Origin of the sequence: Aminivibrio sp., from assembly GCF_016756745.1 — a bacterium.
GTDB lineage: Bacteria > Synergistota > Synergistia > Synergistales > Aminobacteriaceae > Aminivibrio.
The window spans coordinates 1-25,453 of sequence record NZ_JAESIH010000064.1 but is presented as its reverse complement, the minus strand read 5'-3'; the positions used below and the strand labels follow the sequence as shown (position 1 = coordinate 25,453).

Sequence of the window (25,453 nt, the reverse complement as noted above, 5' to 3'; positions counted from 1 at the left end):
AGTCATGGAAAATACGAAGAAAAACACCATTGTGGTGAATCCTGTCACCCGCATCGAAGGCCACGGCAAAATCACAGTGGATTTGACGGACGACGGCGCTGTCGACAGGGCCCGCTTCCACGTGACCCAGTACAGGGGGTTCGAGATCTTCTCGAAGGGCAGGGATTTCCGGGAAATGCCGGTGATCACCCCCCGCATCTGCGGTATCTGCCCCGTGAGCCATCACCTCGCCTCCGCCAAGGCCTGCGACGCCATTCTCGGCGTGACCATCACGCCCACGGCGGCAAAACTCCGGGAGGTTATGCACATGGGGCAGTTCATCCAGTCTCATGCCCTCTCCTTCTTCCACCTGTCCAGTCCGGACCTGCTCTTCGGGTTCGACGCGGACCCCGCCATCCGGAACGTTGCCGGACTGGCCCAGGAATACCCCGATCTCGCCATGGCGGGCATCGGCATGAGAAAGTACGGCCAGGAGATCATAAAGACCCTGGGCGGCAAGAAGATCCACCCGTGGCACAGCATCCCCGGAGGGGTGAACCGCAGCCTCCGGCCGGAGGAGAGGGACGGCATGCTCGCCGCCCTGCCGAAGCTGAAGGAAGACCTCCGGAAGGCCCTCGACCTGGTGAAGAACTACCTGGCGGAGAACGCGGAACTGGCCGCCCGGTTCGCCACCATCGAGACGTCCTATCTGGGCCTCGTGAAGGACGGGAACCTGGAGCTCTACGACGGCCGCATCAGGCTCAAGAGCCCCCGGGGACGGATCACCGACGAGTTCGACGACAGCGAGTACTGTACCCATATCGGAGAACACGTGGAAGAGTGGAGCTACCTGAAGTTCCCCTTTTACAGGCCTCTGGGCTTCCCCCAGGGATCCTACCGGGTGGGACCCCTGGGACGAATCAACGCCTGCGACGACATCTCCACACCGGAGGCATCGGCTGAGCTGGCGGCTTTCAGGAAGTCCACCGACGACGGCATGGTCCATTACACCCTCTACTACCACTATGCCAGGCTCATCGAGATACTCTATTCCATGGAGCGCCTCGAGGAGCTCCTGAACGACCCGGACGTCCTCGGCAGCGATCTGAGGATCACCGGGAACGTCACGAACCGGGAGGGCATCGGCGTGGTGGAAGCCCCCCGGGGAACCCTCATTCACCACTACATGGTGGACGACAAGGGAGCCATCGAACGGGTGAACCTCATCGTGGCCACGGGACACAACAACTATGCCATGAACCGCGGCGTGGAGCAGGTGGCCAGGGACTACATCACCGGTCCCGACGTGAAGGAAGGGGCGCTGAACCGCATGGAGCATGTGATCCGTTGCTACGATCCGTGCCTCTCCTGCTCTACCCACGCCGTCGGGAAGATGCCCCTGAAGCTCGAAGTGCGGAACAGCCGCGGCGACGTGGTGAGGACGGTCATAAAGGAGTGAGGGCTCTCGTCTGCGGCTGCGGCAACCCCTTCCGGACCGACGACGGTGTGGGGCATCTTCTCGCCCCGGCCGCAGCGGAGATGATCGTCTCCCTTGGCGGAGAGGCGGAGGTCCGGCTGGAGCACCAGCTCCTGCCCGAGATGGCGGAGGAGTTCGGGCAGTATGACCTGCTGGTCTTCGCCGATGCCCGGGTGCCCGGTACAGGGAGCGGGAAGGGATACGACATCCGGGAGATTTCCCCCGACCCGGCCTTCGAGGGACTCAACATCCACTCGGTCGGCCCGGAGTGGATTCTCGCCCTTGCGGCCAGGATAGGAGGAAAAGTGCCCCGGTCGGTGCTCGTCAGCGTGGAGGGGGAATCCTTCGATTTCGGCGAAGGGCTTACCGCCGAATGCAATGAACGGATGAACAGCGCCCTTGCCGCTTTCGAAGAATGGATGAGGGCCGGAAAATCGAAATGACAGGCGGTTCATACCCCCGGCGGAAGCCGGGGGTTTTTTTCTGGTGCGCCCGGCATGGTTCATATCTATAGGCCCTAAGTCCGGAACACTGAAGGCGCAGCAGGTGTCAGCTCAAGGCAAGGGTGTCTGCCGCAAGGCAGGGTCTGAAGGAAGCCGGCCGGGTCAGGTCAGGTCAGGAAAAGGATATTGGAGGAGGGGGGCCGCCCGCTCCCGCCCGGTTACTTCCCTGTTGGTGTGACCAGAAAGGGGGCCGGGTCCACCGTTTTCCCTTTCCGGAGCAGGTGGAACGTCAGCCCCGGATCGGCACCCTCCCCCACAAGCCCTATCTTTGTCTCCGGTGTTACGGACTGCCCGGGGATCACGTAGAAAATCCCCAGGCCGCCGCAGAAAGTGGCAAATTCGTCGCCGTGGCGGATGAAGACGGCGTTGCCGTATTCCTTCATCCAGCCGCTGTGGAGGACCGTCCCCGAGGCGGGAGCATAGACCGCCGTTCCCGGAGCCGCGGCCTCGAAAAGGCCGGATCCCCGGGCGGTTCTCTTCCCCGCTGCCTCGGTGCGGAGGGGCCATAGGGGATGGAAGCCGGTTTGCGCCGCAGAGGGAGGAGCGGCCTCCTTCTGTCTGGTCTGCCCGGAGTTTTCCGCCGGGGTCTTTGCCCGCGGAAGGGCCAGAACGTCCCCGGCCCGGATGACGGAGTCTTCGTTCAGGCCGTTTGCTTCCATAAGGCGTGCAAGGGGAATGCCCGCGTTTTTCGCGATCCGGTAGAGGGTGTCCCCTGACGTGACCGTATATTTCCCCTATATTTCCCCTCCCGGGTTCCCTCGCCTGCCGCTTCCCCGGTTTTCGCCGCGGTTTCTGTCCTCTTTTCTTCAGCGGGGGGAGGAACCTTCAGGTCTATTGCCTGCCCCCCGGAAGGGGTGAGTGCCGGGGAGGCAAGGAATTCACCGCCGTATCGGGGTTTTGGCCGGCCGCCGAGACCCCTCCGCTTTGCCTCGTAGAGGGTGGTGAGCACGTACTCCGGCGATCCTGGAATGAGCATGACCGTTCCGGGGGGAGGCAGTTTTTCCTCCCCGGCCAGTCCGTTGGCCGAGGCGATGTCCCCCGGCAAGGCGCCGTACCGGCCCGCGATGGCCGCAAGGGTTTCACCCGGTGCTGCCTCATGGACAAAAAAGGGCTGTTCCGCGCCCTCCGCCCCGGGAGCGGACAGCAATATCATGACGAGAAGAAAGAGTTTCATGCCGTATCCTCCGCTGTGTTTTTTCCATTATAGCTTCCCCGAAGAGGGTACGGGTATAATGTTCGTACGTACCGTAGTGTTTTCCGGTGAAAAACCGGGAAAGGAACGAGAGAAACGAAAGGGGAGAATGACATGAGCGTTGCGCTTTCATCGGCTGACGTATTCGGCGCGGCTATCCTCCTGGAGGAGAAGGGAGCCCGGTTTTATTCCGAAGCGGCCACCCGGTTTTCGGGGGAAGGGGAAAAACTGCTCTCGGGACTGGCGTCCATGGAACAGGTTCATGCCCTGCGCTTCCGGAAAATCCAGGACGGTCTGCCCTCCGCCGAACCCGGAGAGATGACGGAGGAAAAGGACGACTATCTCCGGATGCTGACAGGGGACCGTATCTTCACCCCGGAAGCGGAGATGGAGAAACGGGACACCTACGGCGACATCCTTGAAAAGGCCATCACTGTGGAAAAGAACTCCGTCTTTTTCTACACGGCGGTGAAGGATACCCTGGCGCAGAAAATGGACGTCGAGGCGGTGGATCTCCTGATCAGGGAGGAGATCGGCCATTTCCAGTCTCTCACCGATGCCCTCCAGAGGTGGCGGGAGCGAAAGGGAGAGGTCTAGCCCGGGGCGGCCTTCCGGTTCGGGGAGGATTCCGTGAAGGCGGAAGTGAAGGATTCCCGGTTCGCGCAAACTTTTGCCCAGGGAAACCTCTACAGGCTGCTCATCAGGGGCCGCACCGGAAAGAAGAACCCCAGGCTCGCCATGCCGTTCCTCAACCCCGAGGCCAGGGTCGCGAAGACCATGAGCCGGCCGGGGTACCATACCTTTGACGACGGAAACCTCAAAGATATCGAATAACACTCTCAGCGGAAAGAGATGATCCCATGTTCGAAGCGTCCTATTCCATTCCTTACGCCGGCATAGGCCCCGACGGCCGCATGAAGCTCCCGGTGCTGCTCGACATCCTCCAGGACATGGCGGACCGAGACACCCACCGCATGGCCATGACCGTGTCGGACCTGCTCCCGAAGGGAGTGAGCTGGGTTATGCGAAGGTACCGGGTCACCGTGGAGCGGTACCCGGAGTACGGAAGCACCCTTACGGTGAAGACCTGGCACGAACCCCGGAGAAATCTCCATTCCCTCCGGGCCTTTTCGGTGACCGATGAAAAAGGACCGGTGGCCTCGGCGGAAACGAGCTGGATCCTCATCGACCTGGAGCGGGGGCGCCCTCTCAGGCTTGACCGCCACACCACCCCCCGCTACGTGGAGGAGAGCCGCCCGGTGACGGTGGAATTTCCGGATCTGCCTTCCACGGAAGACTGGGAGGACGAGCGCCCCTTTTCCGTCCGCCGGTGGGACCTGGACCGAAACAACCACGTGAACAACGCGGTCTACTTTTCCTGGGCCGCCGAGGCGGTGCCCGAGGAGACCGCGAAAGACTGTTCCCTCGTGCGGGTTGACGCCGAATACCTCCGGCCAACGGAGGGTCGGGGGAACATCCTGGTCCGGACTGCCCGGCATGAATCATCAGAAGCGGAAATGTCCTACATTCATTCCATCGTCGGCCCCGAGGGAGACGAGAAGGCCCGGTTCCTCACCCTGTGGAAAAAGACTCCCTTTTGAAAAAAGGAGTGATTTTATTTGGGGCGGGGTTCGCCGACCGGCCATGGCGCATTTCCGGTTCGCCATGTCGTGGCGGCACAGGGAACTTTTCAGGGATGGTGTAAAAAATGTAAAGATGTGTTCATTTTATTGTCATGCGTTTTGTATGAAAAGTTCACGGCTTTCATGCCCAGACCCTTTACCAGGGCGCATTTGCAAAGGGGTCAATGGATGGTATAATCTCCTCTATTCTCCCGGCCCGGAAGTCTGAATCTTCCCTGTTCGCCGGGGTCCGGCGGAATCATCTGAGCGGGCGGGGAGAAGTTTGCCGGATGTTTGACAGGAATACAATGAAGGGACGTGGTGTGATGCTGAAACAATGGAAACGTGCTGTTCTTGCCTGCCTGGTTCTGTCTGTCCTCCTTGCCCCGGCTGCCTTTGCGGACGGGTATCCCTCCAAAGGCGTGACCCTTGTGGTGCCCTGGGGTGCGGGCGGCGTGACCGACGTAGCCGCCAGGGTGTTCGCCCCGCTGTTCGAGAAGTACCTGGGAGTTCCCGTAGTGATCCTCAACCGCCCGGGAGCTTCGGGAGCCATAGGCACCGAGTATGCCTACGCCAGGCCTGCCGACGGCTACACCATCGTCTTCTCCGCAGAGACTCCGGCCACGTTCCGCATCATGGGCGTGAGCAAGCTTTCGTTTCACGATTTCGAGCCCATCATGCTGCTCTGCCATTCCGAGAAGATCATCGCCGTGGCCCCCGAGTCTCCCTACCAGACCCTCGCGGACTTGGTGAAAGACATCCGGGCCCGGCCCGGCAAGGTGCGGTTTTCCTACAGCGGCGCCGGGGCAAGCGGCCACGTCCAGGCACTTCTGATGATGCAGAAGGGCGACCTTGACTTTTCCGCCACCCCCTTTGGCGGCGGCAATAATGCCCTCCTGGCGGTGCTTGGGGGACAGGTGGACTTCACGTCCCCCAACATCGGGACCGTGAAGGATTATATCGCCTCCGGGAAGCTCCGGGCCCTGGCCGTCTTCGACAGAAAGAAGAGTGCCTACCTGCCCGACCTTCCGCCCATCACCGAGGCCATCCCGGAGATGGAATCCTTCCTGCCCCTGGATTACCCCAACTGCCTCATGGTGAAGAAGGGGACGCCGGAAGACGTGACGGCCATGATCGCCGAAGCGGCGTCGAAGGCCGTGGCAGACCCGAAGTGGAAGGAGTTCCTTGAGAACAACTGGTACGTGGGGCTCGACTCGGTGAGGGGAAAGGACATGCTCTCCTACTGGGATAAGTGGGCTTCCGTGGTCGGGTGGGTGCTCCAGGATGCCGGGGTGGCGAAGAAGAGCCCTGCGGAGTTCGGCATCCCCAGGCCGTAGCGTCAAAGGTTCGCTTCGGGGTCCCTTCGGAAGGAGGGGCCCCTGTTCCATGAAAGGAAGAAGAAAAAGATGACGAATGCCCGCTCTCCCTGGGCCGGAAATATCCGGCACGGGGTCTTTTTTCTCGCCGTGGCCGCCGTTTTCGGCCTGCAGGGTTTTGCCGTCCACGATGGCGGACAGTGGAGTCTTTCACCAGCCCTCTTCCCCCTGATTCTTTCAGGGGGGCTTGCCCTGCTCTCTTTTGCGCTCATCGGCCAGGCCGTCCTCAGGATCCGCGCCGGGGATGAAGGCCCTTCCCGGAACGGGGGAGCTCCTGTTTCCGCCGTGAGGGCATCCCTGGCCTTTCTCCTGTGCCTTCTCTATGCGCAGGCGCTGCCCCGGGCGGGCTTTCTGCCGGCGAGCGCCGTATTCCTCGCCCTCTTCTGCCTGCTGGTCGGGGAACGGCGACCGGGGGCTGTGGCCGCCCTGTCCCTCGTTTCCCCGGCGGTGATCTACCTGCTGTTCCGCCACGGGCTGAACGTGCTCCTTCCCTAGGAGGCCGGGAAAATGGACATCCTCCTCTCCGTGATTTCCCAGGTGGACTTCACCTTCGTGATGCTGGTTTTTGCCGGGGCCTTCGCCGGACTGTTCGTAGGCGCCATTCCCGGGCTATCCGTCACCATGGCCACGGCGCTGCTGGTCTCCATAACCTTTACCTGGACGGTGAAAAACGCCCTTGCCGTCATTCTCGGGGTGTTCGTGTCGGGGGTCTACGCCGGTGCTGTTTCCGCCATCCTGATCAATATCCCCGGAGCCCCCTCCTCGGTGGTTACCACCCTCGACGGCTATCCCATGGCGAGGAAAGGGGAGGCGGCCCTGGCCCTGTGGGCGGCCACGTTCCATTCCTTTGTGGGGAGCGTATTCGGTTTCCTGGTGCTCATGTTTGTCGCCCGCCCCGTAACGGACTTCGCCCTCTCCTTCACGGCCATGGACTATTTTCTCCTGGCCCTTTTCGGCCTCACCACCATCGGGACGCTGACGGCGAAGAATTACCTCAAGGGAGGCATCTGCGCTCTTCTGGGACTGCTGCTGAGCATGGTGGGCATCGACCCCTTTTCCGGTGCGCCCCGGTATTCCTTCGGCCTGACCGAGCTGCAGGGAGGCATCCCCCTTATCGCCGCCCTCATCGGTCTTTTCGGTTTTGCCGAGGTCCTCGACCAGGTCGCCCGGGGGACCATGAACGCCATCGCCGCACAGGCGGGCAGAATGCGGTATTCCTTCCGGGAAATGATCCGGTACCTGCCCTTGTCGCTCCGCTCGTCGGTCATCGGGACCTTCATCGGCGCCCTTCCCGGGGCGGGAGGGCCGGTGGCCTCCATCATCGCCTACGACCAGGCCAGGAAGTCGGTGAAAAATCCCGCCCGGCCCTTCGGCGAGGGAGCGGTTGAGGGGGTCATCGCCAGCGAGGCGGCCAACAACGCCTGCATAGGCGGAGCCCTTATCCCCATGCTTACTCTGGCCGTTCCCGGGGATGCCGTCACGGCGGTCATCCTGGCGGCTTTTTACGTCCACGGCCTCCAGCCGGGTCCCCTTCTGTTCGTCCGGACGCCGGAACTGTTTTCCGTGGTGCTCGCCGCCGGTTTTCTCGCCTGTTTCGCCATGCTCGTGCTGGGCATGACGGTGGTTCCCCGCCTCTCGGGCATCGTTCTGGTCCCCAAGCGGATCCTCATGCCCCTGGTGACGGTCCTCTGCGTAGTGGGAACCTACGCCGTGAACTCGAGCATGTTCGACGTGGGGCTCATGTTCTGCTTCGGCCTTGCGGGGTTCCTGATGAGGGGCAGGGGATATCCGGCCGCACCGCTGGTGCTCGGCCTCGTGCTGGGAGAGATGATGGACTCGAACCTCCGGAGGGCGGTGAACATGGCAATGGCCGGAGACAACGTTTTCCTGGAGCTGTTCGGCCGTCCCTCCAGCGTGGTGCTTTCCCTCATGGTGGTTTTTTCCGTCCTTGCCGCCGTTCCGGCGGTGAAGGAGCGTGTCGGCGCGGCAGCCTCCCGTCTTCTTTCTGTCTTCGGATCGGGCAGGTGACGGAAAGTACGCGGGGCCGCTCCCGGGCGGCCCCGATTTATTCCAGGACGGCTCCTTCGTCCAGAAGGGTTTTCCTGAGAAGATCCCGGTCGAGCTCCCGGGGGAGACCGCCGGAACGGAGAGCGAGCCGGGCTGCCGTCCCCGCTGCGTGACCGGTGGCGAGGCACTGTCCCATGACCCGGGAGGAGGCGTAGGCCGCAGGAGTGACGGAGATGTTCCTTCCAGCGGCGAGGACGTTGTCCATTCCCCTGGGGAGGAGGGAACGGTAGGGGATGGTGTAGTCCTTTCCGCTCCACCGGTAGACGAGGCTGTTTCGTTCCCAGTCGTGGTACTCCATGGGCCAGGAACCCACGCAGACGCTGTCGGAAAAAAGCCGACCCTCCATGATGTCCTCTTCCGTCAGGGTATAGGCGCATTCCGTCCGCGAGGCTTCCCTGACCCCAAGGGCGGGAGCGATGCAGGACAGGACGGCGTTTTCAAATCCCGGAACGTATTTCCGGAAGAACCGGGCGTTTTCCAGGACCTTCTCCCTTCCTCCCGTCAGTCCCCGGGTGACGTCCCCGGAGATGGAGGTGTCGGCCCTGACCCAGTTTGCGTTCACTATGGCGGCCGTGCCGCAGGGAAGGACTGTGAGAACGCCGTTGCCCCGCTCCTGGGTGATGTCGCCCTTCGCACGGGCCTCAGCCATGAGGGAAGCGATCCGGTCCTTGGTGACGGTCCTGGCCGTTTCTCCGTCCACGCCGTCCATGCGGAAGACCATGGTTCCCGCCTGGAGTTTCCCTCCGCCTGGGGAGAGAACGGCGCCGGAGGGGGCAAAGGGTGCGAGAAGGGCCTTTCCCGCTGCATCGACAGCGATTTTGGGCAGAATGACCGTCCGTTCGCCCGACTCGGTGTTGACCGTTTCAACGGAAAGGAGCCTTTCCCCGTCGAAGGAGGCCCCGGTGACGAGGGTCGAAAGGCGGAGATCCGTCCCCGTGCGGAGAACCATCCTGTCGAGGGCGCAGGCAAGAAGCTCAGGGTCGCAGATGTCGCTCCTGTGGGTATCCCGGTTCACACCTTCGTCCAGCCCTCCGAGGGACTTCAGTTCCCCGGCGAGGGCGTCCCGGGCTCCCCCCGAGATCTTGCGCCGCTCCCCGATGGAAGAGTAGCACCCGCAGAGGGTGCTCACCAGTCCGTTGGTGGCCGTTCCGCCGAGACGTCCCGATTTTTCCGCCAGGACGACCGAAATTCCCGGGGCCGACGCGGCCCATGCCGCCGCCGCTCCGGCGGAGCCGCCGCCGAGAACGAGAATGTCGCAGGTCAGGGTGGAGGAAACTGTTTTCACGGGCATCTCTCTCCGTTCGTTGACGTTTTTTCTGCAACCCTTCCCGGCTTGGGAACAGGGGATACATTCCGGTCCCGGAAAGGGAGAAAGGTTTCTGTTTCATAAGAAAAATGAATTCCATGAAACGGCTTTTTGTACTATGATAACAGATCATGTGCCTAAATCCGCAGGCAGCGAGAGCGTTACCGGGGATCGCTCGGCCCGGGCGCTGCCCCCCAGGGGATATCTCCGCAAGGAGCGCGGAGCGAGATCTCTTCGCCCCTGGGGGGCGAATTCACCTTATGCCCGGCGACACTCCCTCTGCCTGAAAAATTAGCGGATTTAGGTCTGCACCCCCCGCCCAAGCGTTCCCCGGTGACGACGGGCAGACGCTCATGAAGAGGGCCGACACAGCCATTCTACGAGGCAAAACGGGCGGGGAAGAACACCTGGCGCCGCTGGACGGGGTTCCCCCTGTTCCGTCAGCGGGTAAATTTACCGGAAGAAAGGATGAATAATCATGTTTCCGTCATTCAGCTATGAAATGCCCACCAGGGTGGAATTCGGCCGGGGGGTGGCGCTCCGGACAGGGGAGGAGGTCGGAAGGATCGGCGGAACGCGGGTCCTGATCATCTCCGACCAAGGAGTCCGCGGGGCGGGACTTCTCGACCGCGTCACGGAGAGCCTTGACCGTGCGTCCGTTTCCTGGGACCTGTTTCTCGACGTGGAACCCAACCCGAAAGACCGGAACGTCCATGCAGCGGCTGCCGTAGTGTCCCAAACGGGAGCGGACTGTCTCGTGGCTGTGGGGGGAGGCAGCCCCATTGACTGCGCCAAGGCCGTGGCCATCGTGGCTGCGGCGGGCGGAAAAGTCAGGGAATACGAGGGACGGTTCAAAACCTCCGCCCTCCCCCTTCCGATCATTGCCGTGCCGACCACGGCGGGAACGGCGAGCGAGCTGACCTTCGGCTCCGTCATCACCGACACGGCGGCGAAATTCAAGTTCACCGTCAAAAGCCCCCTGCTGGCCCCGAAGGCGGCTCTGGCCGACCCTGAAATGACGGCCACCATGCCGAAGAGCCTCACCGCATTCACGGGGATGGACGCCCTGACCCACGCCATCGAAGCCTATACCTGCCGGGCTGCCACGCCGTTCTCCGACGCTCCCGCCATCGTGGCCATGGAACTCATAGGCAGATACCTCCGCAGGGCCTGGGAGGACGGTTCCGATATGGAGGCCCGGGAGGGGATGCTCCTCGGAAGCCTCCTTGCGGGAGTGGCCTTCAGCCATTCCGACGTGGCGGCGGTCCACTGTCTCGCCGAAGCTCTGGGCGCCATGTACGACGCTCCTCACGGGGCCTGCAATTCCATAGCCCTTCCGGCCATAATGGAGTTTTCCATGGATGCCTGCGTGGACCGGTATGCCCGGGTTGCCGCCTGTCTCGGCCAGGCTTTCTCCACTCCCCGGGAGGGGGCGGAAAAGGCCGTGGAAGAGGTGAAGAGAATGGCCGTGGACCTTGAGCTGCCCTCCCTTTCGGTTTTCGGCGTCAGGGAAGAGGATTTCGACGAAATCGCCGCGAAATCGGAGGCCAACTCGTCGAATCCCGACAATCCGAAGATCATGAAAAAGGACGACTACATCGCCGTGCTGAGAAAGCTGACCTCAGTGTAGGGCTCGGCCGGTCTCCCCCGTTCCGGCCGCTCCGCGATCCCTTTACCGTGGGCCCTGGAGGCCGCCCTTCAGGATTTTCGTGGTCCTTCGGCGACCCGGCCATTGCCCCCCGTTACCGCACAGGACGGCGATGCGGCGGCTTTCCGGCCACGATGCGAGTCCGACGCCTGAAAGGCCGGGAATTCCGGTGGCGCCGAACATGTTTCTGTACCGGCTCATGCGGAGGGGCGCTGCCCTGTCCGTGCCGGGAGGGAGGGGGTCCGCCGTCGCTGTTTTTTCAGGGAGAGAACGGCCCCCTCCGCTTCATGCCGGTCCTGTGCGTCAAGAAGAAGAGCCGTCCTGTCCAAAAATTTCCGGAGGGTTTCCCCGAGAGGAAGAACGGGGAGCCTGGGAAGGCTCCCCTGGAAAGCAAACATGCCGGATGTTCCCGGATGTTTTTCCGCCACGGCAGGAATTACCTCTTGGGCGGTTCCCACCGCTTCGCCATGTTCTGGGTCAGGCGGTCGATGACGATGGCAAGGAACACCACGCTCATGCCCGCTTCGAACCCCCTTCCCACGTCGATGCGGTTGATGGAGAGCAGGACTTCCTGCCCGAGGCCCCGGGCGCCTATCATGGAGGAGATGACGACCATGGCCAGGGCCATCATTGTGGTCTGGTTCACGCCGGCCAGGATGCTCGGCATGGCGAGGGGAAGGCGCACCTCCCTGATGAGCTGCCAGCGCGTGGCGCCGTAGGCCAGGGCCGCTTCCTCAACGGGCTTGGGAACCTGGTTCAGCCCGAGGGCGGTCAGCCTGATCACGGGAGGAAGGGCATAGATAAGAGTGGCGAGGACGGCGGGGACCTTGCCGAGGCCGAAGAGCATCATCGCCGGTATAAGGTAGACAAAGCTCGGCATGGTCTGCATTCCGTCCAGAAGCGGCCGGAGAACGGCGGCGACCGGCCGCATTTCCGCCATGAGCACGCCGACGGGCAGCCCGATGATCAGTGCCATGATAACGGCGGTGATGATAACCGAAAGGCTTTCGACCGCCATTGCCCAGAGACCGAACATGCCGATGACAAAGGGCAGGGATGCCAGGATCACGGAGGAAATGAGCTTTTTCGAGGAATACCAGCTCATCAGAAAGACACCCGCTATGTATGCCCACCACGGAATGAACGTGAGAACCGAGTTGACTCCGAGGAGGAACGAGAGTATCCCGTCGGAAATGGAATCGAAAAGGGGGGCGTGGGCCTCGATGAGATTGTCGATGAAGTCATTGACCGCGCCGGCCACGTGGTACCGAAAAGCTTCAGGAAACATGGGATGCTCCCTCCTTTCCTGCCTTGTTTCTGGCCAGGACCTCCTCGGCCCGCCTCATCTGTTCCCGTTCGTCGCTGACGAACCGCATGACGTAATCATCTGCCGGGTTCGCTATGACCTCGTCGGGAGACCCTACCTGGACGATCTCTCCCTTTTTCATGATGGCCATGCGGTCTCCCATGCGGAGCGCCTCGGAAAGATCATGGGTCACGAAAAAGATGGTCTTGTGCACCGCCTTCTGAAGATGGATCATCTCGTCCTGCAGTTCCCGCCGGATGAGGGGATCGAGACCGCTGAACGGCTCGTCCATGAGCAGGATGGGTGCGTCCATGACAAGCGCCCGGGCGATTCCCACCCTCTGGCGCATGCCGCCGCTCAGGGAGGCGGGGTAGTACTTCTCCCATCCCTTGAGGCCGACCTTGTCGATGGCGTCCGCTGCCTTTCCCATTCTGCTTTCCTTCTCTTCTCCCCTGAGCTTCAGGCCGAAGGTGACGTTCTGAAGGACCGTGCGGTGGGGCAGCAGACCGTAGTGCTGGAAGACCATGGCGATTTTTTCTCTCCGGAAATTGACGAGCTGCCGCTTGTTCATGGCTGTCACGTTCTCGCCGTTGATGATGATTTCTCCGGAGGTGGGTTCCACGAGACGCAGCAGGCACCGGATAAGGGTCGACTTGCCGCTGCCTGAAAGGCCCATGATGATGAACGTCTCGCCCTGCCTGATTTCCAGCGAAACGTTTTTCATCGCCACGACGGCGTCCTCTCCCCTGTCAAGTTCCTCTACGAGCTCTTCGTTCTCCACGTCCGCCGAGGAGACGGTCATGCCCTTTTTCCGGGTGTAGATTTTCCACAGGTCCCGGATCAGAATGGCCTCAGTGCCCGGCGCAGCGCCTGCGCTGAAGTCCTGCTGCGATGGGGCGTCCAACTATTTCTCCTCCTTCAGCGCAGCGGTGATTTTTTCGGCCACGTCGGAGGGGACCCAGGATGTCCAGACATCCTCGAAGTTCCGCAGGAACCAGATGGCCGCCTGCCGCGTATCGGCCTTCGTCTCGAACATGAAGGCGAGGACCTTGTTGTTCTGCTCAAGGGTCGTTCCGTAGTTCTTCAGAAATGCCGCGATGTCGGGGTTGGCCTCCACGAACTTCGCGTTGGCGACCACGAGGACCCGGACGGAAGGAATGGCGCAGGCGTACAGATTCTCGTCGTTCCAGAGCTTTTCATCGTAGGGAGGCTCTTCGAGCCTGGTCATGTCAAGAAGTCCCATGACCCACGTAGGCTCCCAGTAATAGGCCAGGATCGGCTGACCCCGGTCGTACGCCCTCTTGATGGCCGTGGAGAGGGCGGTCTCCGAGCCCGCGGAAAAGGCGTCGTACTGTTTGTCGAGCCCATAGCCCCTGATTTTCATCTCGTTGATGGACGTGACCTTCCAGCCCGCCGGTCCGTTGAAAAGACGGCCTTTCTTCGGGTTTTCCGGATCCTTGAAGAGTTCCCAGTACTTCGGAAGGTCGGCCACTGATTTCAGGTCCGGTGCGACCGGCTTGATTCCCCGGGCTTCGTCTCCCTTGATGATATAGGTGGGAACGTACCAGCCCTGGGGAGCGTCGGGGAAGTTCGTCCCGAGGCTGACCATTTTGCCGCCGGCAGTTGCTTTCTCCCAGAAATCGAGAAGGTTGTCGACCCAGCCTTCCATGGAGAAGTCGGCATCTCCGCGCTCGATGCCCATCATTCCCGGAAGGGACTCGGCGAAGATGAAGTCCGTCTCTTTGCCGTATCCTTTCTCGATGATGTAGGCGGCGATGCGGTTGTGGACCTGGACGCTGTCCCAGCTGAAGTCCACCAGCGTCACGGGACGGGCTGCTGCCGCTCCGGGAGTAACGGTGAACAGGCAAAATACGGCAAGAATAAGCGCAATAGCGGTTCGCATTTTCATGCAAACACCTCCTGGTTGGATTGTGGTATTGGATGCTGGCAATGGAATGACATCCGCAGAGAAAAAAAGAATTGTTTTTCCACCGGGGGACGCGATGTTATCTGATTAAAACGCAAGGCGCACAATTTGTCAAGATAGACAATTCTGCATTGTATATTTTTTCTCCCGGTAGGCGCTGGGCAGGGTTGGGGGTATACTTGTTTCCTGAGCTATTTTTTCAAGGGGGGTTGAGATATGAGAAATATTGTGAACGGTTTGAAGGGGTATCATGACCGGGGGATGGAGTTTCTTTTCAGGCTGATCGACGAATGCCCGGACGACCTCTGGACCCGGAAGGGCGGCGGGTTTTTTTTCTGGCAGCAGGTGTACCATGCTTTCTTCTGCGTGGACTATTTCCTTCTCCCGCCGGACGGGGAGATGGTGGAAAAACCCTTCGGACGGGCCGTGGCCATGTTCAGCGAAGTGCCCCCGGCGCCTCCATCGAAGGAGACCGTGAAGGAATTCGGCGTCGCCATGAAGAAAAAGGCGGACGAGTGGATCGCTTCCCTCGACGACGAGTCCCTTGCACTCAGGCATGAGGGAATGACGGCCCGGAAGAAGGCGGAAACGTGCAACGGCGCTGTTTTTGCCTCCCTGTGCGGGCATACTATGTACCATGTCGGCTGCCTTGATTCGGTGCTCCGGGAACATGGCCTGAAGGGAGTCTACTGATCCCGGACGGACTGCGGGACCTGTTCCGGAGGGCAGACCCGCCCTGGTGTGATGAACCCCGGTCCTGCTGGGCCGGGGTTTTCCTTATCTGCCCGCAGGCGAACGGAAATGTACGGAGAGGAGGAGTATGATGACCGACCCCCTGTGTGTCTTCGGCCCGGACAGGTATGCTCTCGGCCTGCTTGCGGTCCTCGTGTCGGCCGCCTCGGTCCCGGCGTCCCAAGCGAGCACCGGTGACGCTCCCCGCTGCCTGCGGATTTAGGCTTGACTGACCGGCGCCTTGACAAAACGAATTCATCGAGGCTATAGTAGAGACGAAGGGGACCTTGAAAAAGCAGAATATTCTGCGCATTTTGTTAATGCGTTCAGGGTGTTTTGCCCCACATACATGCAACAGGTGTACCTTCTACCGGGGAAGCTCCTCTTTCCCGGTTTTTTTTATTCTTCGCACCACACTTTCACCAGAATACGGAGGGAATAACATGGCGAAGCCGATAATTGCGCGGTGGGAATGGAGGACCTTCGGGGCGGGATTCGACGAACCGGAGGAAAGGATACGGAAGTTCGAGCAGGGCAATTTCAAGGAGAGCGAAGAAGTGTACGTGCTCTCGAAGAACAGCGACGAGAACGTGAAGGTCCGGGACGACCTTCTTGACATCAAGTCCCTGCAGGAAGTGAACGCTGACGGTCTCGAACAGTGGTTCCCGGTGCTGAAAGCCGGATTTCCCGTCACCGTGGAGGACCTGAAGAATGTTTTCGGCTATTTCAAGGTTCCCGAGCCCATTTTCGGACGGAAGAAATATACCTTCGATCAGTTCCTGAACGAAATAGTCCGCCCCAACCAGAATCTCCGTCTCGTCCAGGTGAAGAAGAAGCGGCATATCTACGTCATCAACGGGGCAGTCACCGAGATCGCCGAGACAGAATTCGACGGCGTGGCACTCAGGACCATCTGCGTGGAGCACGAGGATCCCGAAGTGGTGATGAAGACCGTCCGTGAGCTCGGAATGGAAGACCTGCCCAACATCAACTATATCCAGGCGATGAAAAAGACCGTGGGGATGGCGTGATTCCATGGACACCGTGAAGGCAGTCATAGACGTCGGCACCAATTCCATCAAGTTTCACGTCGCCCGTAAAAAGGCGGACGGGGCCCTTGAGACTGTGCTGGACCAGAACGACATCGCCCGCCTCGGCGAGGGGCTCAGGGAGACGGGGGTGATCGCGCCGGAAGCCCTTGAAAGGAACGCCCTCTCCGTGGCGGCTTTCGCCGAAAAAGCCAGGGAGCTCGGCGCTGACCCCGTGGTGGTGGGCACCATGGCCCTTCGGACAGCCAAAAATGCGGAAGCTTTCGTGAAACGGGTGAAGGAGCTCACAGGTCTCGACGTGAGAGTCATTTCCGGCGAGGAAGAGGCGAGGCTGTCTTATCTCGCCGTTCTTTCCGGACTTCCCCCCGCAGGGGGAGAGATCGTCACCTTCGACACGGGCGGGGGAAGTACCGAATTCGTCTACGGCAGGGGCGCGGAAATGCTCCGGAAATTCAGCGTTCCCCTGGGAGCGGTGCGAATCACCGAGGAATTCCTCGCCGACGATCCCGTGCGCCCGGGCTCGGTGGATGCGGCGGTGAAGGAAATTCGCGCGAGTCTCATCGGCGGAGGGGTCAGCGGATCCCCCGAGATGATCGTGGGCATGGGCGGAACGGTCACGAGCCTGGCGTCCATCAAGTTCAAAATGGAATCCTACGATCCCGATGTGGTCCAGGGGTCGGTCCTTACCCTGGCGGAGCTGAAGGACATGGCCGCCATGTTCGCCTCCATGACGCTGGAGGAGCGGAAAGGCGTGACGGGATTGCAGCCGAAGCGGGCTGATGTTATCCTTGCCGGGACATGCATCGTCTGTACCATCCTTGAACTGCTCGGCGCCTCATCGTTCACCGTGAGCGACAGAGGCCTCCGCCATGGGCTGATCTACGAACTTTTCAGCAAATAGGGGAATTCGCCCGGAAAATTGAATGGGGGGCAGGGAAATTCCAAAAAACTCTCAGGAGGTGTTTTTTCATGAAACGAACCATTGCCGTTCTGTGCATCGCGAGTCTCGCCGTGCTCGGGGCCTCGGCCGCCTTCGCAGCCTACCCTGAAAAGCCCATCAAGGTCGTGAACTATGTGGGGCCGGGAGGCCTCATGGACGTGACCAGCAGGAAATTTGTCTCCATAGCGAAGAAATTTACAGATGCAACCTTTGTCGTTGAAAACAAGCAGGGTGCAGGCGGGCTGGTTGGGATGCAGGCGGTGCTCGAGCAGCCCGCCGACGGATACACCGTCTTCGCCGCCACCACGTCCAACATCGCCAAGGTGCTGTCCTCCAAGAAAAGCGTGGACGAGTTCATCTGGGGATTCGAATGGATCGCCATGCTCATGAAGGACCCCGAATGCCTTATCGCCGCCAAGGACAGCCCCCTCAACACCTGGGAAGCGGTCTTCAAGGATGCCCAGGAGAAAAAGGGTTCCCAGATATGGGTCGGCCCCGCCGCAGGGGGCAACGATCATCTCATGGCCATGAAGGTGTGGGACAAGACCGGGATGACCGCAAAGTGGATTCCCTACAGCACCGGGCCCGAAGCGATGATGGGCCTGCTCAGCGGCCAGGGTGCGGTGTACGTGGGCAACCCCGCCGACATCGGCGGACGGGAAGGTTTTACCATCGTCGCCATTGCCCGCAAGGAGCGTTCCCCGAAGTTCCCGGACGCTCCCATCTTCACGGAACTGGGAATACAGGGGCTCGAAGACGAGGCCATGTGGCGGGGCTTTGCCATGAAGAAGGGGTCCCCCGAAGAAGCCATGGCCTGGTGGGAAGACCTTCTGAAAAAAGTGGCCGCCGATCCCGAGTGGAGGGAATTCCTGGAGAAGGATGGCATCGACGTGGTGGACTACGGCCGTCCCGAGTTCACCGCCCAGGTAAAGAAGGACATCGAGGACGCGACTCACTACCTCAGGCAGTACGGTCTGATCAAGTAGGCCTTTTCGAAGGCCGAAGAGGGATGCCCCCGGGGCGTCGTCAGTGAAGGCGGCGCCTCGTTTTCTTTACTGGAGGCCGGTTCTATGGACCGCAGTCGAAACTGCCCGGGGAGGTGGAAACAGGTGGAAGAAATGCTCGTTTTTCTTGCAGAAAGCAGAGGACTGCTCCTCTGGGCCACCGGGTTGATCGCGGTACTGGCTATTGCGTGGTCTGCCGCAGGCAAGGGGCATTTCGCCCCGTACCGGGGCCGGATTCTCATTTGCCTCGCTCTTTTGTATCTTTCTTTCGTCTTTTTCTTTCTGTCCTTCGGTCTCGAGGAGATCGAGGCGGTAGGGAGCAGCGCACGGACGGCGCCGAGGCTCTGGTCTGCGGGACTGGCCCTCTTCACTTTCGATCAGCTTCGCAGGACTCTCCAGGGACGGGCTCCCAAAGACCCGGAAAGCGGGGACATCCGCCGGGTTCTCGTCGCCGCCATCGTCGTCGCCTTTTCCCTCTGGGGCATGGATGTGGTAGGGTATTACATCTCTTCAGGTGTCATGCTCCTTGTGCTCTGCGTTCTTCTCGGCGAAAAGCGGCTCTTTGTAATCCTCTCCCTGGCCGGGGGATGGGTGCTGTTCTCCTGGGTTGTTTTTTACCGGATGCTGAACCTCGACCTGCCTTTGGGGCTTTTTTTCTGACAGGGGGGCTTTCTTATGGACGCAATATCTCATCTTTTCGAGGGACTGGAAAGCCTCATGGGGCCCATCCCCCTTCTCGTAATCGCGGCAGGGGTTGTCGTGGGCATTCTGGGCGGGGCCATGCCGGGGATCTCTCCTTCCATGGCGGTTGCCCTTCTTTTGCCCTTCACCTTCGGCATGTCGCCGTCCATGGGGCTCGTCATGCTCTGTGCCATCTACCTGGCGGCGAACTACGGCGGGTCCGTCACGGCGGTGATGATCAACACACCGGGGACTCCGTCGGCCGTGGTGACTTCCTTCGACGGATATCCCCTCACCCGGAATGGCCAGGCGGGAACGGCCCTTGGTATTTCCCTCGTCGCCTCGGTAGTGGGAGGGTTCGTCGGTATTGCCATTCTCGTCCTCTTTTCCGCACCGCTGGCAAAGTTTGCCCTGAAATTCTGGCCTGCGGAGTACTTTGCGCTGGGCATCCTTGGATTGTCGACCATCGCCTCCCTCGGGGGCGGGCGATGGCTCGAGTCCTTCATCGCCGTCCTGCTGGGACTCCTGCTGAACACCATCGGCCTGGACCCTCTCAGCGGCGTCAGCCGGTACACATTCGATGTGCTTCGGCTGTATGACGGCTTTTCCTTTATCCCGGTCCTCATCGGCCTCTTTGCCCTGAGCGAGGTCTTCTCAGGCATTGAATCCGGGGAGATTGCCCGTCCTCCACTTGTACCCGACAAGGGGAAGTCGCCCTGGCCGACTCTCCGTGATTATCTGAAGCTCAAGTACTCCATGCTCCGGGCGGGAATTCTTGGAACGGTTATCGGAATCTTTCCGGGTGCCGGCGGGACCATAGCTTCCTTCATCGCCTACGACGTGGAAAAGCGCCTGAGCAAAAATCCCGCCGAGTTCGGTCAGGGAGCTCCAGCAGGCGTTGCGGCGGCGGAGGCGTCCAACAGCTCCTCCGTGGGTGGGGCGCTGGTTCCCCTGCTGACTCTGGGAATTCCCGGAAGCTCGTCGGCGGCTGTGCTCATCGGTGCTCTCATGATCCACAACCTCCAGCCCGGGCCCGAACTCTTCACCAAGCACCCTGAAATCGTGTATACCCTTTTCTCCAGCCTCCTGCTGGCCAATGTGTTTATATTGGCCCTCGGGCTGCTGGGAGCCCGGCTCTGGATCAAGGCTGCCCTCATACCGAAGAGGCTCCTGTATCCCCTCATTTTCGCCTTTTCCTTCATCGGGAGCTACGCTGTGCGGTCCTCCGTGTTCGACGTGGGGGTCTGCCTCGTTTTCGGCCTGGTGGGATGGCTTCTCTCACGGGCGAAGTTCCCCGTGTCCCCGGTGGTTCTCGGAATGATCCTCGGCACCATGATCGAGAAGAACCTCAGGGCGACCCTCATGATGGGAGGATTTTCCCTCTTCGTGCAGAGGCCTCTTTCCCTGACCCTGCTGCTTCTGGCCTTCGCCTCGGCGGCTGTGCCCGTGCTGCGGGAGCGTAGGGCGGCCCGGAAGGGAACGCTGTGAGCTCCCATCTTTTTTCGTACATCAATATCCTCGGCGGCCTGGCCCTCTTCCTCTACGGTGTGGAAGAGACCTCGGTAGCCTTCGGATCGGGCTTCGGGGGGAAATCCAAGGACCTCCTGGTACGGTTTACCCGGAAAAAACCCCTGGCCTTTCTCTTCGGCGTGCTGCTCTCCGCCGTGGCCCAGGGGAGCACCGTGGCCACATCCTTCGCCATCGGCTTCGTGGACGTGGGCATGCTCTCCTTTGCAGGCTCCGTGGTGGTCATGATGGGGGCCAGCGTGGGCGGCACCTTCGTGACCTTCCTGCTCAGCCTCGACATCGCCGCCTTCTCCCCCCTGCTCTTTGCGGCGAGCCTCCTCATGGTCCGGTTCGGGAGAGGGAAAACCTACAGGATCGGCAACATGCTCCGGGGACTCTCCCTGGTGCTCCTGGGAATGTTTGTCCTCAAGCTCGGGGTGGGGCCCCTCCTTTCCACCCGTGGATTCGCGGAGCTTGCCGCCAACGCCGGGGCAAACAGCCTCCTGACGGGGCTGGCGGCCTTCGCGGCCACGGCGGTCCTGCAGAGCAGCTCCGCCGTCATGGCCCTGGCGGTGACCCTTGCCACCTCCGGCGCCATGCCCATGACTGCGGTCCTCCCGGTGATTTTCGGCGCCCATGCCGGCTCCTCGGTGACGGTGCTCATCGCGGGACTTTCCGGCAAGCAGAACGCCCGAAAGCTCGGAATCTGCACCTTCGTCTACAAGGTACTCGGTGTCCTCATCCTTATGCCCGCCCTTCCCTGGCTCCAAAACCTGCTCTCCGGAGCGGCGGGGGGGCTTGCCGGAAAGATTGTTCTCGCCCAGGGGGGAGTGAGCCTCTTCAATGCCCTCGTCTTCTATCCCTTCGCCGATGCCCTGGCCCGATTTTCCGGCGCCATTGCCGAAAGGACGGGGAGGGAGCGCCTGGCTGCCCCGGTCTATCTCGACGAGGATCTGCTTGAAATTCCGTCCCTGGCCATCCTTCTGCTTTCGAAAGAGATGATCAGGCTTGCGAACTACATCGAAATGTACTGCCAGGTTCTCTTCGTGTCAGCCCCGAACGGGGACAGGACCTTCCAGGAACTGCCCGGGGCCATCCGGGAGCTTTCGGAGGCCTGTGAGGAGTACATGTATGGCATACACATCCCCTCGGACGACGATCTCCTCCGGGAAACCTACTCCACGGTGTCCTATTCTATGGTATCCTTCCGTCAGATGGCGAAAATTCTCTCCGGGGAACTGCGGCTTCTTGCCGAAGCGGGGGTGGGAGCCCAGCTCGCCAGGGAACTCGGGCAGGATACGTGGAACGAACTTTCCAGGGTGGCCATGACGGACATCCGGCTCGCTCTGAGGGCCTTTGCCCTGGCGGACGTGGATTTCGCCGCCGTCGCCGGAAAATATGAACGTGAGTTCGAGGAACTGGACAGGAGAATCCGGCTCCGCCTCGGCGCGGACGCCCTTAACCGCAGGGAGCTTGCTCCTCTCGTCGACTTCCTGTCCCAGATTTTCCTGCTTGTGAAGACCTCCCTTGAGATCGCCAGGGGGGAGGCCTACAGGGAAGGTACGGTATGGAAGTAGTTCAGGAGGTGGAGTTACCCAGTGACCAACAGAAAAAACAATAAATCCATTCAGGCGTTTCTTTACGCGTCCGACAGGGAGCGCATCGTCACCACAGTGATCCGGATGGGGGAGATGGCGGCCGAAGCCCTTCGGGACGCGGTGGATGCCCTTTTCAACCATGACGCTGTCCTGGCCCGGAAAGTCATCCTCAATGACGACTTTATCGACAGGCTGGAGGAGACGGTGGACCAGGAGTGCTTGGGATCCATCGCCATGAGGAGTCCCGGAAAGGAAGAGCTCTGTTTCGTTTTCGGCGTCCTGAAAATCATCACCGACCTCGAACGGATTGGCGATCAGGCCGTGAATATCGCCGAAAAGGCCCTGAAGCTCAAGAATACCGCCGCCTTTCCAAAGAAAGACCGGATCCTTTCCATGCTCGACACCGTTCTTTCCATGTTCCGCCATGCCCTCGAGGCCTTCCGCACCGGCGACAGGGAAGCGGCCTCCGCCCTCTGGAAGCAGGACGACGAGGCGGACGAGATTTACGCCCAGTGCTACGAGGAATTCCTCGCATCGATTATCGCCGGGGCAGCGGAAAATCACGAGGAGGTGGAGCTGTGGACCGCGGAGCTGTGGGCCGCCCGGCACCTCGAACGGGCGGGAGACCACGTGATCAACATCGCGGAGAGGGTCTATTTCATAGTGGAGGGCAAATATTTCCCGAGCAGGGAAGAACGGGAAAAGAACAGAAAAAATGGACGACAGGACCAATCGACGACCGGAACCCTGTAAGGACGCGCTCGAAAGAGGAGCGTCTTTTTTTTTTCCTAAATCCGCTCATTTTTCAAGCAGAGGGAGTGTCGCCGGGCAAAAGGTGAATTCGCCCTCCCCCAGGGGATAATCTCTTCGCCCCTGGGGGAGGGCGCCTGAGGCGAGAGAAACCGACACGGATGTCGGTTTCACAGGCAGGCAGCCGGCGAACGCAGGGAGCCGCGGGACTCGCTTGGGCTGTTGTCACGGACGACAATCTGCACCCCCCGCCCAAGCGAGTTCCGGAGACGCTCCCGCTGATGTGCGGATTCAGGTTTTCTGACCAATATTGACAGATGAGAAAAAAACGCTATAATTTCTTTAGTCAGTATTAGTCAGTAAATCAAGGGGGGAGACACCATGAAGAAAGCGGTCGGAATAGATCTTGGAACAACAAATTCAGTCATTGCAGTCATAGAGGGCGGCACTCCGGAAGTGATCGCCAACGCCGAGGGAGGGAGGACAACCCCTTCGGTGGTGGCCTTTACCAGGGACGGGGAGAGGCTGGTCGGTTCGCTCGCAAAGCGGCAGGCCACCCTCAACCCGGACGGGACCCTCTTCTCGGTGAAGCGGTTCATCGGAAGGAAGTACAACGAAGTGGGGTCGGAGCTGAAGATCGTTCCCTACAAGGTTATCGAGGGACCCAACGGAGCCGTACGGTTTTCCGTGAACGGGAAGGAGTACGCTCCCGAGGAGATCAGCGCCTTGGTGCTGAAGAAGCTCGTGACCGACGCCTCGGCGTACCTGGGAGAGAAGATCACCGACGTGGTCATCACTGTGCCGGCCTATTTCAACGATGCCCAGAGGCAGGCCACGAAAGACGCCGGGACCATCGCCGGGCTCAACGTGCTGCGGGTCATAAACGAGCCCACGGCTGCGGCCCTTGCCTATGGTCTCGAAAAGCAGAAAGAACAGAAGATCATGGTCTTTGACCTCGGCGGAGGCACCTTCGACGTGTCCATTCTCGACATCGGCGACGGTGTGGTGGAAGTGCTGGCCACGTCGGGAGATACCCATCTCGGAGGAGACGACTTCGACAAGGTCCTGGTGGACTGGGTGGCCGACGAGTTCAGAAAGGAAAACGGCATCGACCTCCGGAAGGACAAGCAGGCTCTCCAGCGGCTTTATGAGGGGGCCGAGAAGGCGAAGTGCGAGCTTTCGTCCCGCACGTCCACGGAGATCAGTCTGCCCTTCATCACCGCCGATGCCAACGGGCCGAAGCACCTCAACATGACGGTCACCAGGGCAAAGTTCGACCAGCTCACCGCTCCTCTGGTGGAGCGATGTGTCGGGCCGGTGAAGGATGCCCTTGCCGCCGCGAAGCTCACGGAGAAGGATATCGACGAGGTGGTTCTCGTGGGCGGATCGACACGGATTCCCGCTGTGCAGGATCTGGTCCGGAAGCTTACCGGCGGCAAGCAGCCGAATATGTCGGTGAACCCCGACGAAGTGGTGGCTGTGGGCGCCGCCGTTCAGGCCGGCATAATCAGCGGGGAAATGAAGGACGTGCTGCTCCTCGACGTGATCCCCCTTTCCCTGGGGGTGGAGACCATGGGCGGCGTGATGACGAAACTCATCGAGAAAAACGCCACCATTCCGTGCAAGAAGACGGAGGTTTTCTCCACGGCGGCGGACAACCAGCCCGCAGTGGACATCGTGGTGCTCCAGGGAGAGCGGGAAATGGCGGCGGACAACAGGGTCCTCGGCAACTTCAAGCTCGAGGGGATACGTCAGGCGCCCCGGGGCATTCCCCAGATCGAAGTCACCTTCGACGTGGACGCCAACGGCATTCTGAGCGTAAGCGCCAGGGACCGCGACACCGGCAAGGAGCAGCGCATCACCATCAACGGGTCCACCAACCTCGACAAGGCGGAAGTGGAGCGGATGATCCGGGAGGCCCAGGAACATTCCGCCGAGGACCGGAAGAAAAAGGAACTTGCCGAAGCCCGGAACGACCTGGAGTCCTCCGTCTACCAGCTCGAGAAGATGCTTGAGCAGAGCGGGGCGAATGTGCCGGAAAACGAAAAGGCGCGGGCCCGTTCGCTGGTGGAAGAGGGCAGGGCCGCTCTCGGCAGGAACGATGCATCCCTCGAATCCCTGAAGGTGGCCGCATCCGACGTGAAGCAGATGGTCCAGATCCTGTCGTCCTCGTCCGCCCAGGGGCCGGAACCCCAGCCCGCGTCGTCGGCAAAGGAAGACGACACAGTGGTGGACGCCGAGTTCACCGACGGGTCCGGAGGCGGATGCTGAGGCGTCTGACGCCGTCTTAACGGGAGACGGATTCCCAATCCGGCACAGGGCCGGTCTTTCATAGATAGAAGCCTGCGGGCAACTGCAAATTGCCCGCAGGCTTTTTTGCGGTTATACTGGTATGGAAAATTCCGGAGGTGACCAAATGTCATTGAATTTTACCCCTTTGTCCATAGATATGCGGAATGATTATTCCGCCCTGTTCGATCTCTGTTCCGGCAAAACGTCGGACTATACGTTCGTCAACATCTGGGCCTGGTCCGACGAACGGCAGTACGAGCTTGCCCTGGCCCACGACCTGTTCTGGCCCCGCATAAACCGGCCCTCCCCCGTCTTCTGGGCGCCCGTGGGAAACTGGGAGACCGCCGACTGGGAGGGGATCCTGCCCGAACTTTTCCCGGAAGGGGCGGAGTTCCACAGGGTGCCCGAGGAATTGGCCGCCCTGTGGTCGGAACGCTTCGGAGAACGAATGATCCTGGAGGACCAGCGGTCCGAATGGGAATACGTCTACTCCGTGGA

The 25,453-nt window shown here is 60.9% G+C and carries 27 protein-coding genes and 1 pseudogene; 20 read left to right on the top strand and 8 right to left on the bottom strand.

Annotated elements, in window-relative coordinates; all coding sequences use genetic code 11:
• Positions 1–4 precede the first annotated feature (4 nt).
• Both JMJ95_RS11070 and JMJ95_RS11065 read left to right on the top strand, forming a co-directional pair.
• Positions 5–1,438: a Ni/Fe hydrogenase subunit alpha gene (locus JMJ95_RS11070; RefSeq protein WP_290685301.1), complete on the top strand. Its 1,434-nt coding sequence runs from the start codon at positions 5–7 to the stop codon at positions 1,436–1,438.
• Positions 1,435–1,899, top strand: a complete 465-nt coding sequence (locus JMJ95_RS11065) for a hydrogenase maturation protease (RefSeq protein WP_290685299.1) — start codon at positions 1,435–1,437, stop codon at positions 1,897–1,899. Before JMJ95_RS11070 ends, JMJ95_RS11065 begins: the two co-directional genes overlap by 4 nt.
• 218 nt (positions 1,900–2,117) lie before the next feature.
• Here the strand turns inward: JMJ95_RS11065 and JMJ95_RS11060 are convergent, their stop codons facing one another.
• Together JMJ95_RS11060 and JMJ95_RS11055 are read right to left on the bottom strand one after the other, a co-directional pair.
• Positions 2,118–2,636 (bottom strand): murein hydrolase activator EnvC, encoded by a 519-nt coding sequence (locus tag JMJ95_RS11060; protein ID WP_290685374.1) that lies wholly within the window; start codon positions 2,634–2,636, stop codon positions 2,118–2,120.
• Complete coding sequence (locus tag JMJ95_RS11055; RefSeq protein ID WP_290685297.1) at positions 2,600–3,133, bottom strand: LysM domain-containing protein; 534 nt, start codon at positions 3,131–3,133, stop codon at positions 2,600–2,602. Before JMJ95_RS11055 ends, JMJ95_RS11060 begins: the two co-directional genes overlap by 37 nt.
• Before the next feature lie 132 nt (positions 3,134–3,265).
• Between JMJ95_RS11055 and JMJ95_RS11050 the strand changes: the two genes are divergently transcribed.
• The 6 genes from JMJ95_RS11050 (at position 3,266) to JMJ95_RS11025 (ending at position 8,177) form a co-directional block, all read left to right on the top strand.
• A complete protein-coding gene (locus JMJ95_RS11050) occupies positions 3,266–3,748 on the top strand; it encodes a ferritin family protein (RefSeq protein ID WP_290685295.1) in 483 nt (160 codons plus the stop codon).
• Between the two features lie 33 nt (positions 3,749–3,781).
• Positions 3,782–3,985 (top strand): hypothetical protein, encoded by a 204-nt coding sequence (locus JMJ95_RS11045; protein ID WP_290685294.1) that lies wholly within the window; start codon positions 3,782–3,784, stop codon positions 3,983–3,985.
• A 26-nt stretch (positions 3,986–4,011) separates the two neighbouring features.
• Positions 4,012–4,752, top strand: coding sequence for an acyl-ACP thioesterase domain-containing protein (locus JMJ95_RS11040; RefSeq protein ID WP_290685293.1), 741 nt, complete (start codon positions 4,012–4,014; stop codon positions 4,750–4,752).
• A gap of 311 nt (positions 4,753–5,063) precedes the next feature.
• Complete coding sequence (locus JMJ95_RS11035) at positions 5,064–6,110, top strand: tripartite tricarboxylate transporter substrate binding protein (RefSeq protein ID WP_290685292.1); 1,047 nt, start codon at positions 5,064–5,066, stop codon at positions 6,108–6,110.
• Between the two features lie 69 nt (positions 6,111–6,179).
• Complete coding sequence (locus JMJ95_RS11030; protein ID WP_290685291.1) at positions 6,180–6,644, top strand: tripartite tricarboxylate transporter TctB family protein; 465 nt, start codon at positions 6,180–6,182, stop codon at positions 6,642–6,644.
• A 12-nt stretch (positions 6,645–6,656) separates the two neighbouring features.
• Entirely contained in the window at positions 6,657–8,177 is a 1,521-nt protein-coding gene (locus JMJ95_RS11025; RefSeq protein ID WP_290685290.1) for a tripartite tricarboxylate transporter permease, read from the top strand.
• Between the two features lie 37 nt (positions 8,178–8,214).
• Here JMJ95_RS11025 and JMJ95_RS11020 read toward each other — a convergent pair whose 3' ends face one another.
• On the bottom strand, positions 8,215–9,501 hold the full coding sequence (locus tag JMJ95_RS11020; protein WP_290685289.1) for an FAD-dependent oxidoreductase: 1,287 nt from the start codon (positions 9,499–9,501) through the stop codon (positions 8,215–8,217).
• Positions 9,502–10,000: 499 nt separating this feature from the next.
• On the opposite strand from JMJ95_RS11020, the gene JMJ95_RS11015 reads away from it, so the two are divergent.
• Positions 10,001–11,152 (top strand): iron-containing alcohol dehydrogenase, encoded by a 1,152-nt coding sequence (locus JMJ95_RS11015; RefSeq protein ID WP_290685287.1) that lies wholly within the window; start codon positions 10,001–10,003, stop codon positions 11,150–11,152.
• 42 nt (positions 11,153–11,194) lie between these two features.
• Here the strand turns inward: JMJ95_RS11015 and JMJ95_RS11010 are convergent, their stop codons facing one another.
• The 5 genes from JMJ95_RS11010 to JMJ95_RS10990 are packed head-to-tail and all read right to left on the bottom strand — an operon-like array spanning position 11,195 to position 14,385.
• On the bottom strand, positions 11,195–11,371 hold the full coding sequence (locus JMJ95_RS11010) for a hypothetical protein (RefSeq protein ID WP_290685286.1): 177 nt from the start codon (positions 11,369–11,371) through the stop codon (positions 11,195–11,197).
• Complete coding sequence (locus JMJ95_RS11005; protein ID WP_290685285.1) at positions 11,368–11,598, bottom strand: hypothetical protein; 231 nt, start codon at positions 11,596–11,598, stop codon at positions 11,368–11,370. The genes JMJ95_RS11010 and JMJ95_RS11005 overlap by 4 nt, the downstream gene beginning before the upstream one ends.
• Before the next feature lie 8 nt (positions 11,599–11,606).
• Entirely contained in the window at positions 11,607–12,458 is an 852-nt protein-coding gene (locus JMJ95_RS11000; RefSeq protein WP_290685283.1) for a proline/glycine betaine ABC transporter permease, read from the bottom strand.
• Positions 12,448–13,380, bottom strand: a complete 933-nt coding sequence (locus tag JMJ95_RS10995; protein WP_290685281.1) for a betaine/proline/choline family ABC transporter ATP-binding protein — start codon at positions 13,378–13,380, stop codon at positions 12,448–12,450. The genes JMJ95_RS11000 and JMJ95_RS10995 overlap by 11 nt, the downstream gene beginning before the upstream one ends.
• Positions 13,381–14,385: an ABC transporter substrate-binding protein gene (locus tag JMJ95_RS10990; protein WP_290685279.1), complete on the bottom strand. Its 1,005-nt coding sequence runs from the start codon at positions 14,383–14,385 to the stop codon at positions 13,381–13,383.
• A gap of 234 nt (positions 14,386–14,619) precedes the next feature.
• Between JMJ95_RS10990 and JMJ95_RS10985 the strand changes: the two genes are divergently transcribed.
• The 11 genes and pseudogenes from JMJ95_RS10985 to JMJ95_RS10935 all read left to right on the top strand — a co-directional run.
• Positions 14,620–15,096, top strand: coding sequence for a DinB family protein (locus JMJ95_RS10985; RefSeq protein ID WP_290685277.1), 477 nt, complete (start codon positions 14,620–14,622; stop codon positions 15,094–15,096).
• A gap of 130 nt (positions 15,097–15,226) precedes the next feature.
• Positions 15,227–15,358 carry a hypothetical protein gene (locus JMJ95_RS10980; RefSeq protein ID WP_290685276.1) on the top strand — a complete coding sequence of 44 codons (132 nt, stop codon included), beginning with the start codon at positions 15,227–15,229 and terminating at the stop codon, positions 15,356–15,358.
• Between the two features lie 220 nt (positions 15,359–15,578).
• Positions 15,579–16,166 carry a hypothetical protein gene (locus JMJ95_RS10975; protein ID WP_290685275.1) on the top strand — a complete coding sequence of 196 codons (588 nt, stop codon included), beginning with the start codon at positions 15,579–15,581 and terminating at the stop codon, positions 16,164–16,166.
• Positions 16,167–16,170: 4 nt separating this feature from the next.
• The gene (locus JMJ95_RS10970; protein ID WP_290685274.1) at positions 16,171–17,085 is read left to right on the top strand and encodes a Ppx/GppA phosphatase family protein; all 915 of its coding nucleotides are present in this window, start codon (positions 16,171–16,173) and stop codon (positions 17,083–17,085) included.
• 68 nt (positions 17,086–17,153) lie between these two features.
• Positions 17,154–18,110: a tripartite tricarboxylate transporter substrate binding protein gene (locus JMJ95_RS10965; protein WP_290685273.1), complete on the top strand. Its 957-nt coding sequence runs from the start codon at positions 17,154–17,156 to the stop codon at positions 18,108–18,110.
• Between the two features lie 84 nt (positions 18,111–18,194).
• Entirely contained in the window at positions 18,195–18,788 is a 594-nt protein-coding gene (locus tag JMJ95_RS10960; RefSeq protein WP_290685271.1) for a tripartite tricarboxylate transporter TctB family protein, read from the top strand.
• Between the two features lie 15 nt (positions 18,789–18,803).
• Entirely contained in the window at positions 18,804–20,297 is a 1,494-nt protein-coding gene (locus JMJ95_RS10955) for a tripartite tricarboxylate transporter permease (RefSeq protein WP_290685269.1), read from the top strand.
• Positions 20,294–21,892: a Na/Pi symporter gene (locus tag JMJ95_RS10950; protein WP_290685267.1), complete on the top strand. Its 1,599-nt coding sequence runs from the start codon at positions 20,294–20,296 to the stop codon at positions 21,890–21,892. The genes JMJ95_RS10955 and JMJ95_RS10950 overlap by 4 nt, the downstream gene beginning before the upstream one ends.
• Positions 21,893–21,913: 21 nt before the next feature.
• Positions 21,914–22,666 carry a phosphate signaling complex protein PhoU gene (gene phoU / locus JMJ95_RS10945; protein ID WP_290685266.1) on the top strand — a complete coding sequence of 251 codons (753 nt, stop codon included), beginning with the start codon at positions 21,914–21,916 and terminating at the stop codon, positions 22,664–22,666.
• 378 nt (positions 22,667–23,044) lie between these two features.
• Positions 23,045–24,934 (top strand): molecular chaperone DnaK, encoded by a 1,890-nt coding sequence (gene dnaK, locus JMJ95_RS10940; RefSeq protein WP_290685264.1) that lies wholly within the window; start codon positions 23,045–23,047, stop codon positions 24,932–24,934.
• A gap of 145 nt (positions 24,935–25,079) precedes the next feature.
• A pseudogene (locus JMJ95_RS10935) lies at positions 25,080–25,453 on the top strand (hypothetical protein); the annotation flags it as partial.

What these genes read in the sequence shown, in the direction of transcription:
- JMJ95_RS11070 (WP_290685301.1), top strand. Translation starts at nt 5, where the DNA reads ATGGAAAATACGAAGAAAAACACCATTGTGGTGAATCCTGTCACCCGC.
- JMJ95_RS11055 (WP_290685297.1), bottom strand. Translation starts at nt 3,133, where the DNA reads ATGAAACTCTTTCTTCTCGTCATGATATTGCTGTCCGCTCCCGGGGCG.
- JMJ95_RS11050 (WP_290685295.1), top strand. Translation starts at nt 3,266, where the DNA reads ATGAGCGTTGCGCTTTCATCGGCTGACGTATTCGGCGCGGCTATCCTC.
- JMJ95_RS11040 (WP_290685293.1), top strand. Translation starts at nt 4,012, where the DNA reads ATGTTCGAAGCGTCCTATTCCATTCCTTACGCCGGCATAGGCCCCGAC.
- JMJ95_RS11035 (WP_290685292.1), top strand. Translation starts at nt 5,064, where the DNA reads ATGTTTGACAGGAATACAATGAAGGGACGTGGTGTGATGCTGAAACAA.
- JMJ95_RS11030 (WP_290685291.1), top strand. Translation starts at nt 6,180, where the DNA reads ATGACGAATGCCCGCTCTCCCTGGGCCGGAAATATCCGGCACGGGGTC.
- JMJ95_RS11025 (WP_290685290.1), top strand. Translation starts at nt 6,657, where the DNA reads ATGGACATCCTCCTCTCCGTGATTTCCCAGGTGGACTTCACCTTCGTG.
- JMJ95_RS11015 (WP_290685287.1), top strand. Translation starts at nt 10,001, where the DNA reads ATGTTTCCGTCATTCAGCTATGAAATGCCCACCAGGGTGGAATTCGGC.
- JMJ95_RS11010 (WP_290685286.1), bottom strand. Translation starts at nt 11,371, where the DNA reads ATGAGCCGGTACAGAAACATGTTCGGCGCCACCGGAATTCCCGGCCTT.
- JMJ95_RS11000 (WP_290685283.1), bottom strand. Translation starts at nt 12,458, where the DNA reads ATGTTTCCTGAAGCTTTTCGGTACCACGTGGCCGGCGCGGTCAATGAC.
- JMJ95_RS10990 (WP_290685279.1), bottom strand. Translation starts at nt 14,385, where the DNA reads ATGAAAATGCGAACCGCTATTGCGCTTATTCTTGCCGTATTTTGCCTG.
- JMJ95_RS10985 (WP_290685277.1), top strand. Translation starts at nt 14,620, where the DNA reads ATGAGAAATATTGTGAACGGTTTGAAGGGGTATCATGACCGGGGGATG.
- JMJ95_RS10980 (WP_290685276.1), top strand. Translation starts at nt 15,227, where the DNA reads ATGACCGACCCCCTGTGTGTCTTCGGCCCGGACAGGTATGCTCTCGGC.
- JMJ95_RS10975 (WP_290685275.1), top strand. Translation starts at nt 15,579, where the DNA reads ATGGCGAAGCCGATAATTGCGCGGTGGGAATGGAGGACCTTCGGGGCG.
- JMJ95_RS10970 (WP_290685274.1), top strand. Translation starts at nt 16,171, where the DNA reads ATGGACACCGTGAAGGCAGTCATAGACGTCGGCACCAATTCCATCAAG.
- JMJ95_RS10965 (WP_290685273.1), top strand. Translation starts at nt 17,154, where the DNA reads ATGAAACGAACCATTGCCGTTCTGTGCATCGCGAGTCTCGCCGTGCTC.
- JMJ95_RS10960 (WP_290685271.1), top strand. Translation starts at nt 18,195, where the DNA reads ATGGACCGCAGTCGAAACTGCCCGGGGAGGTGGAAACAGGTGGAAGAA.
- JMJ95_RS10955 (WP_290685269.1), top strand. Translation starts at nt 18,804, where the DNA reads ATGGACGCAATATCTCATCTTTTCGAGGGACTGGAAAGCCTCATGGGG.
- dnaK (WP_290685264.1), top strand. Translation starts at nt 23,045, where the DNA reads ATGAAGAAAGCGGTCGGAATAGATCTTGGAACAACAAATTCAGTCATT.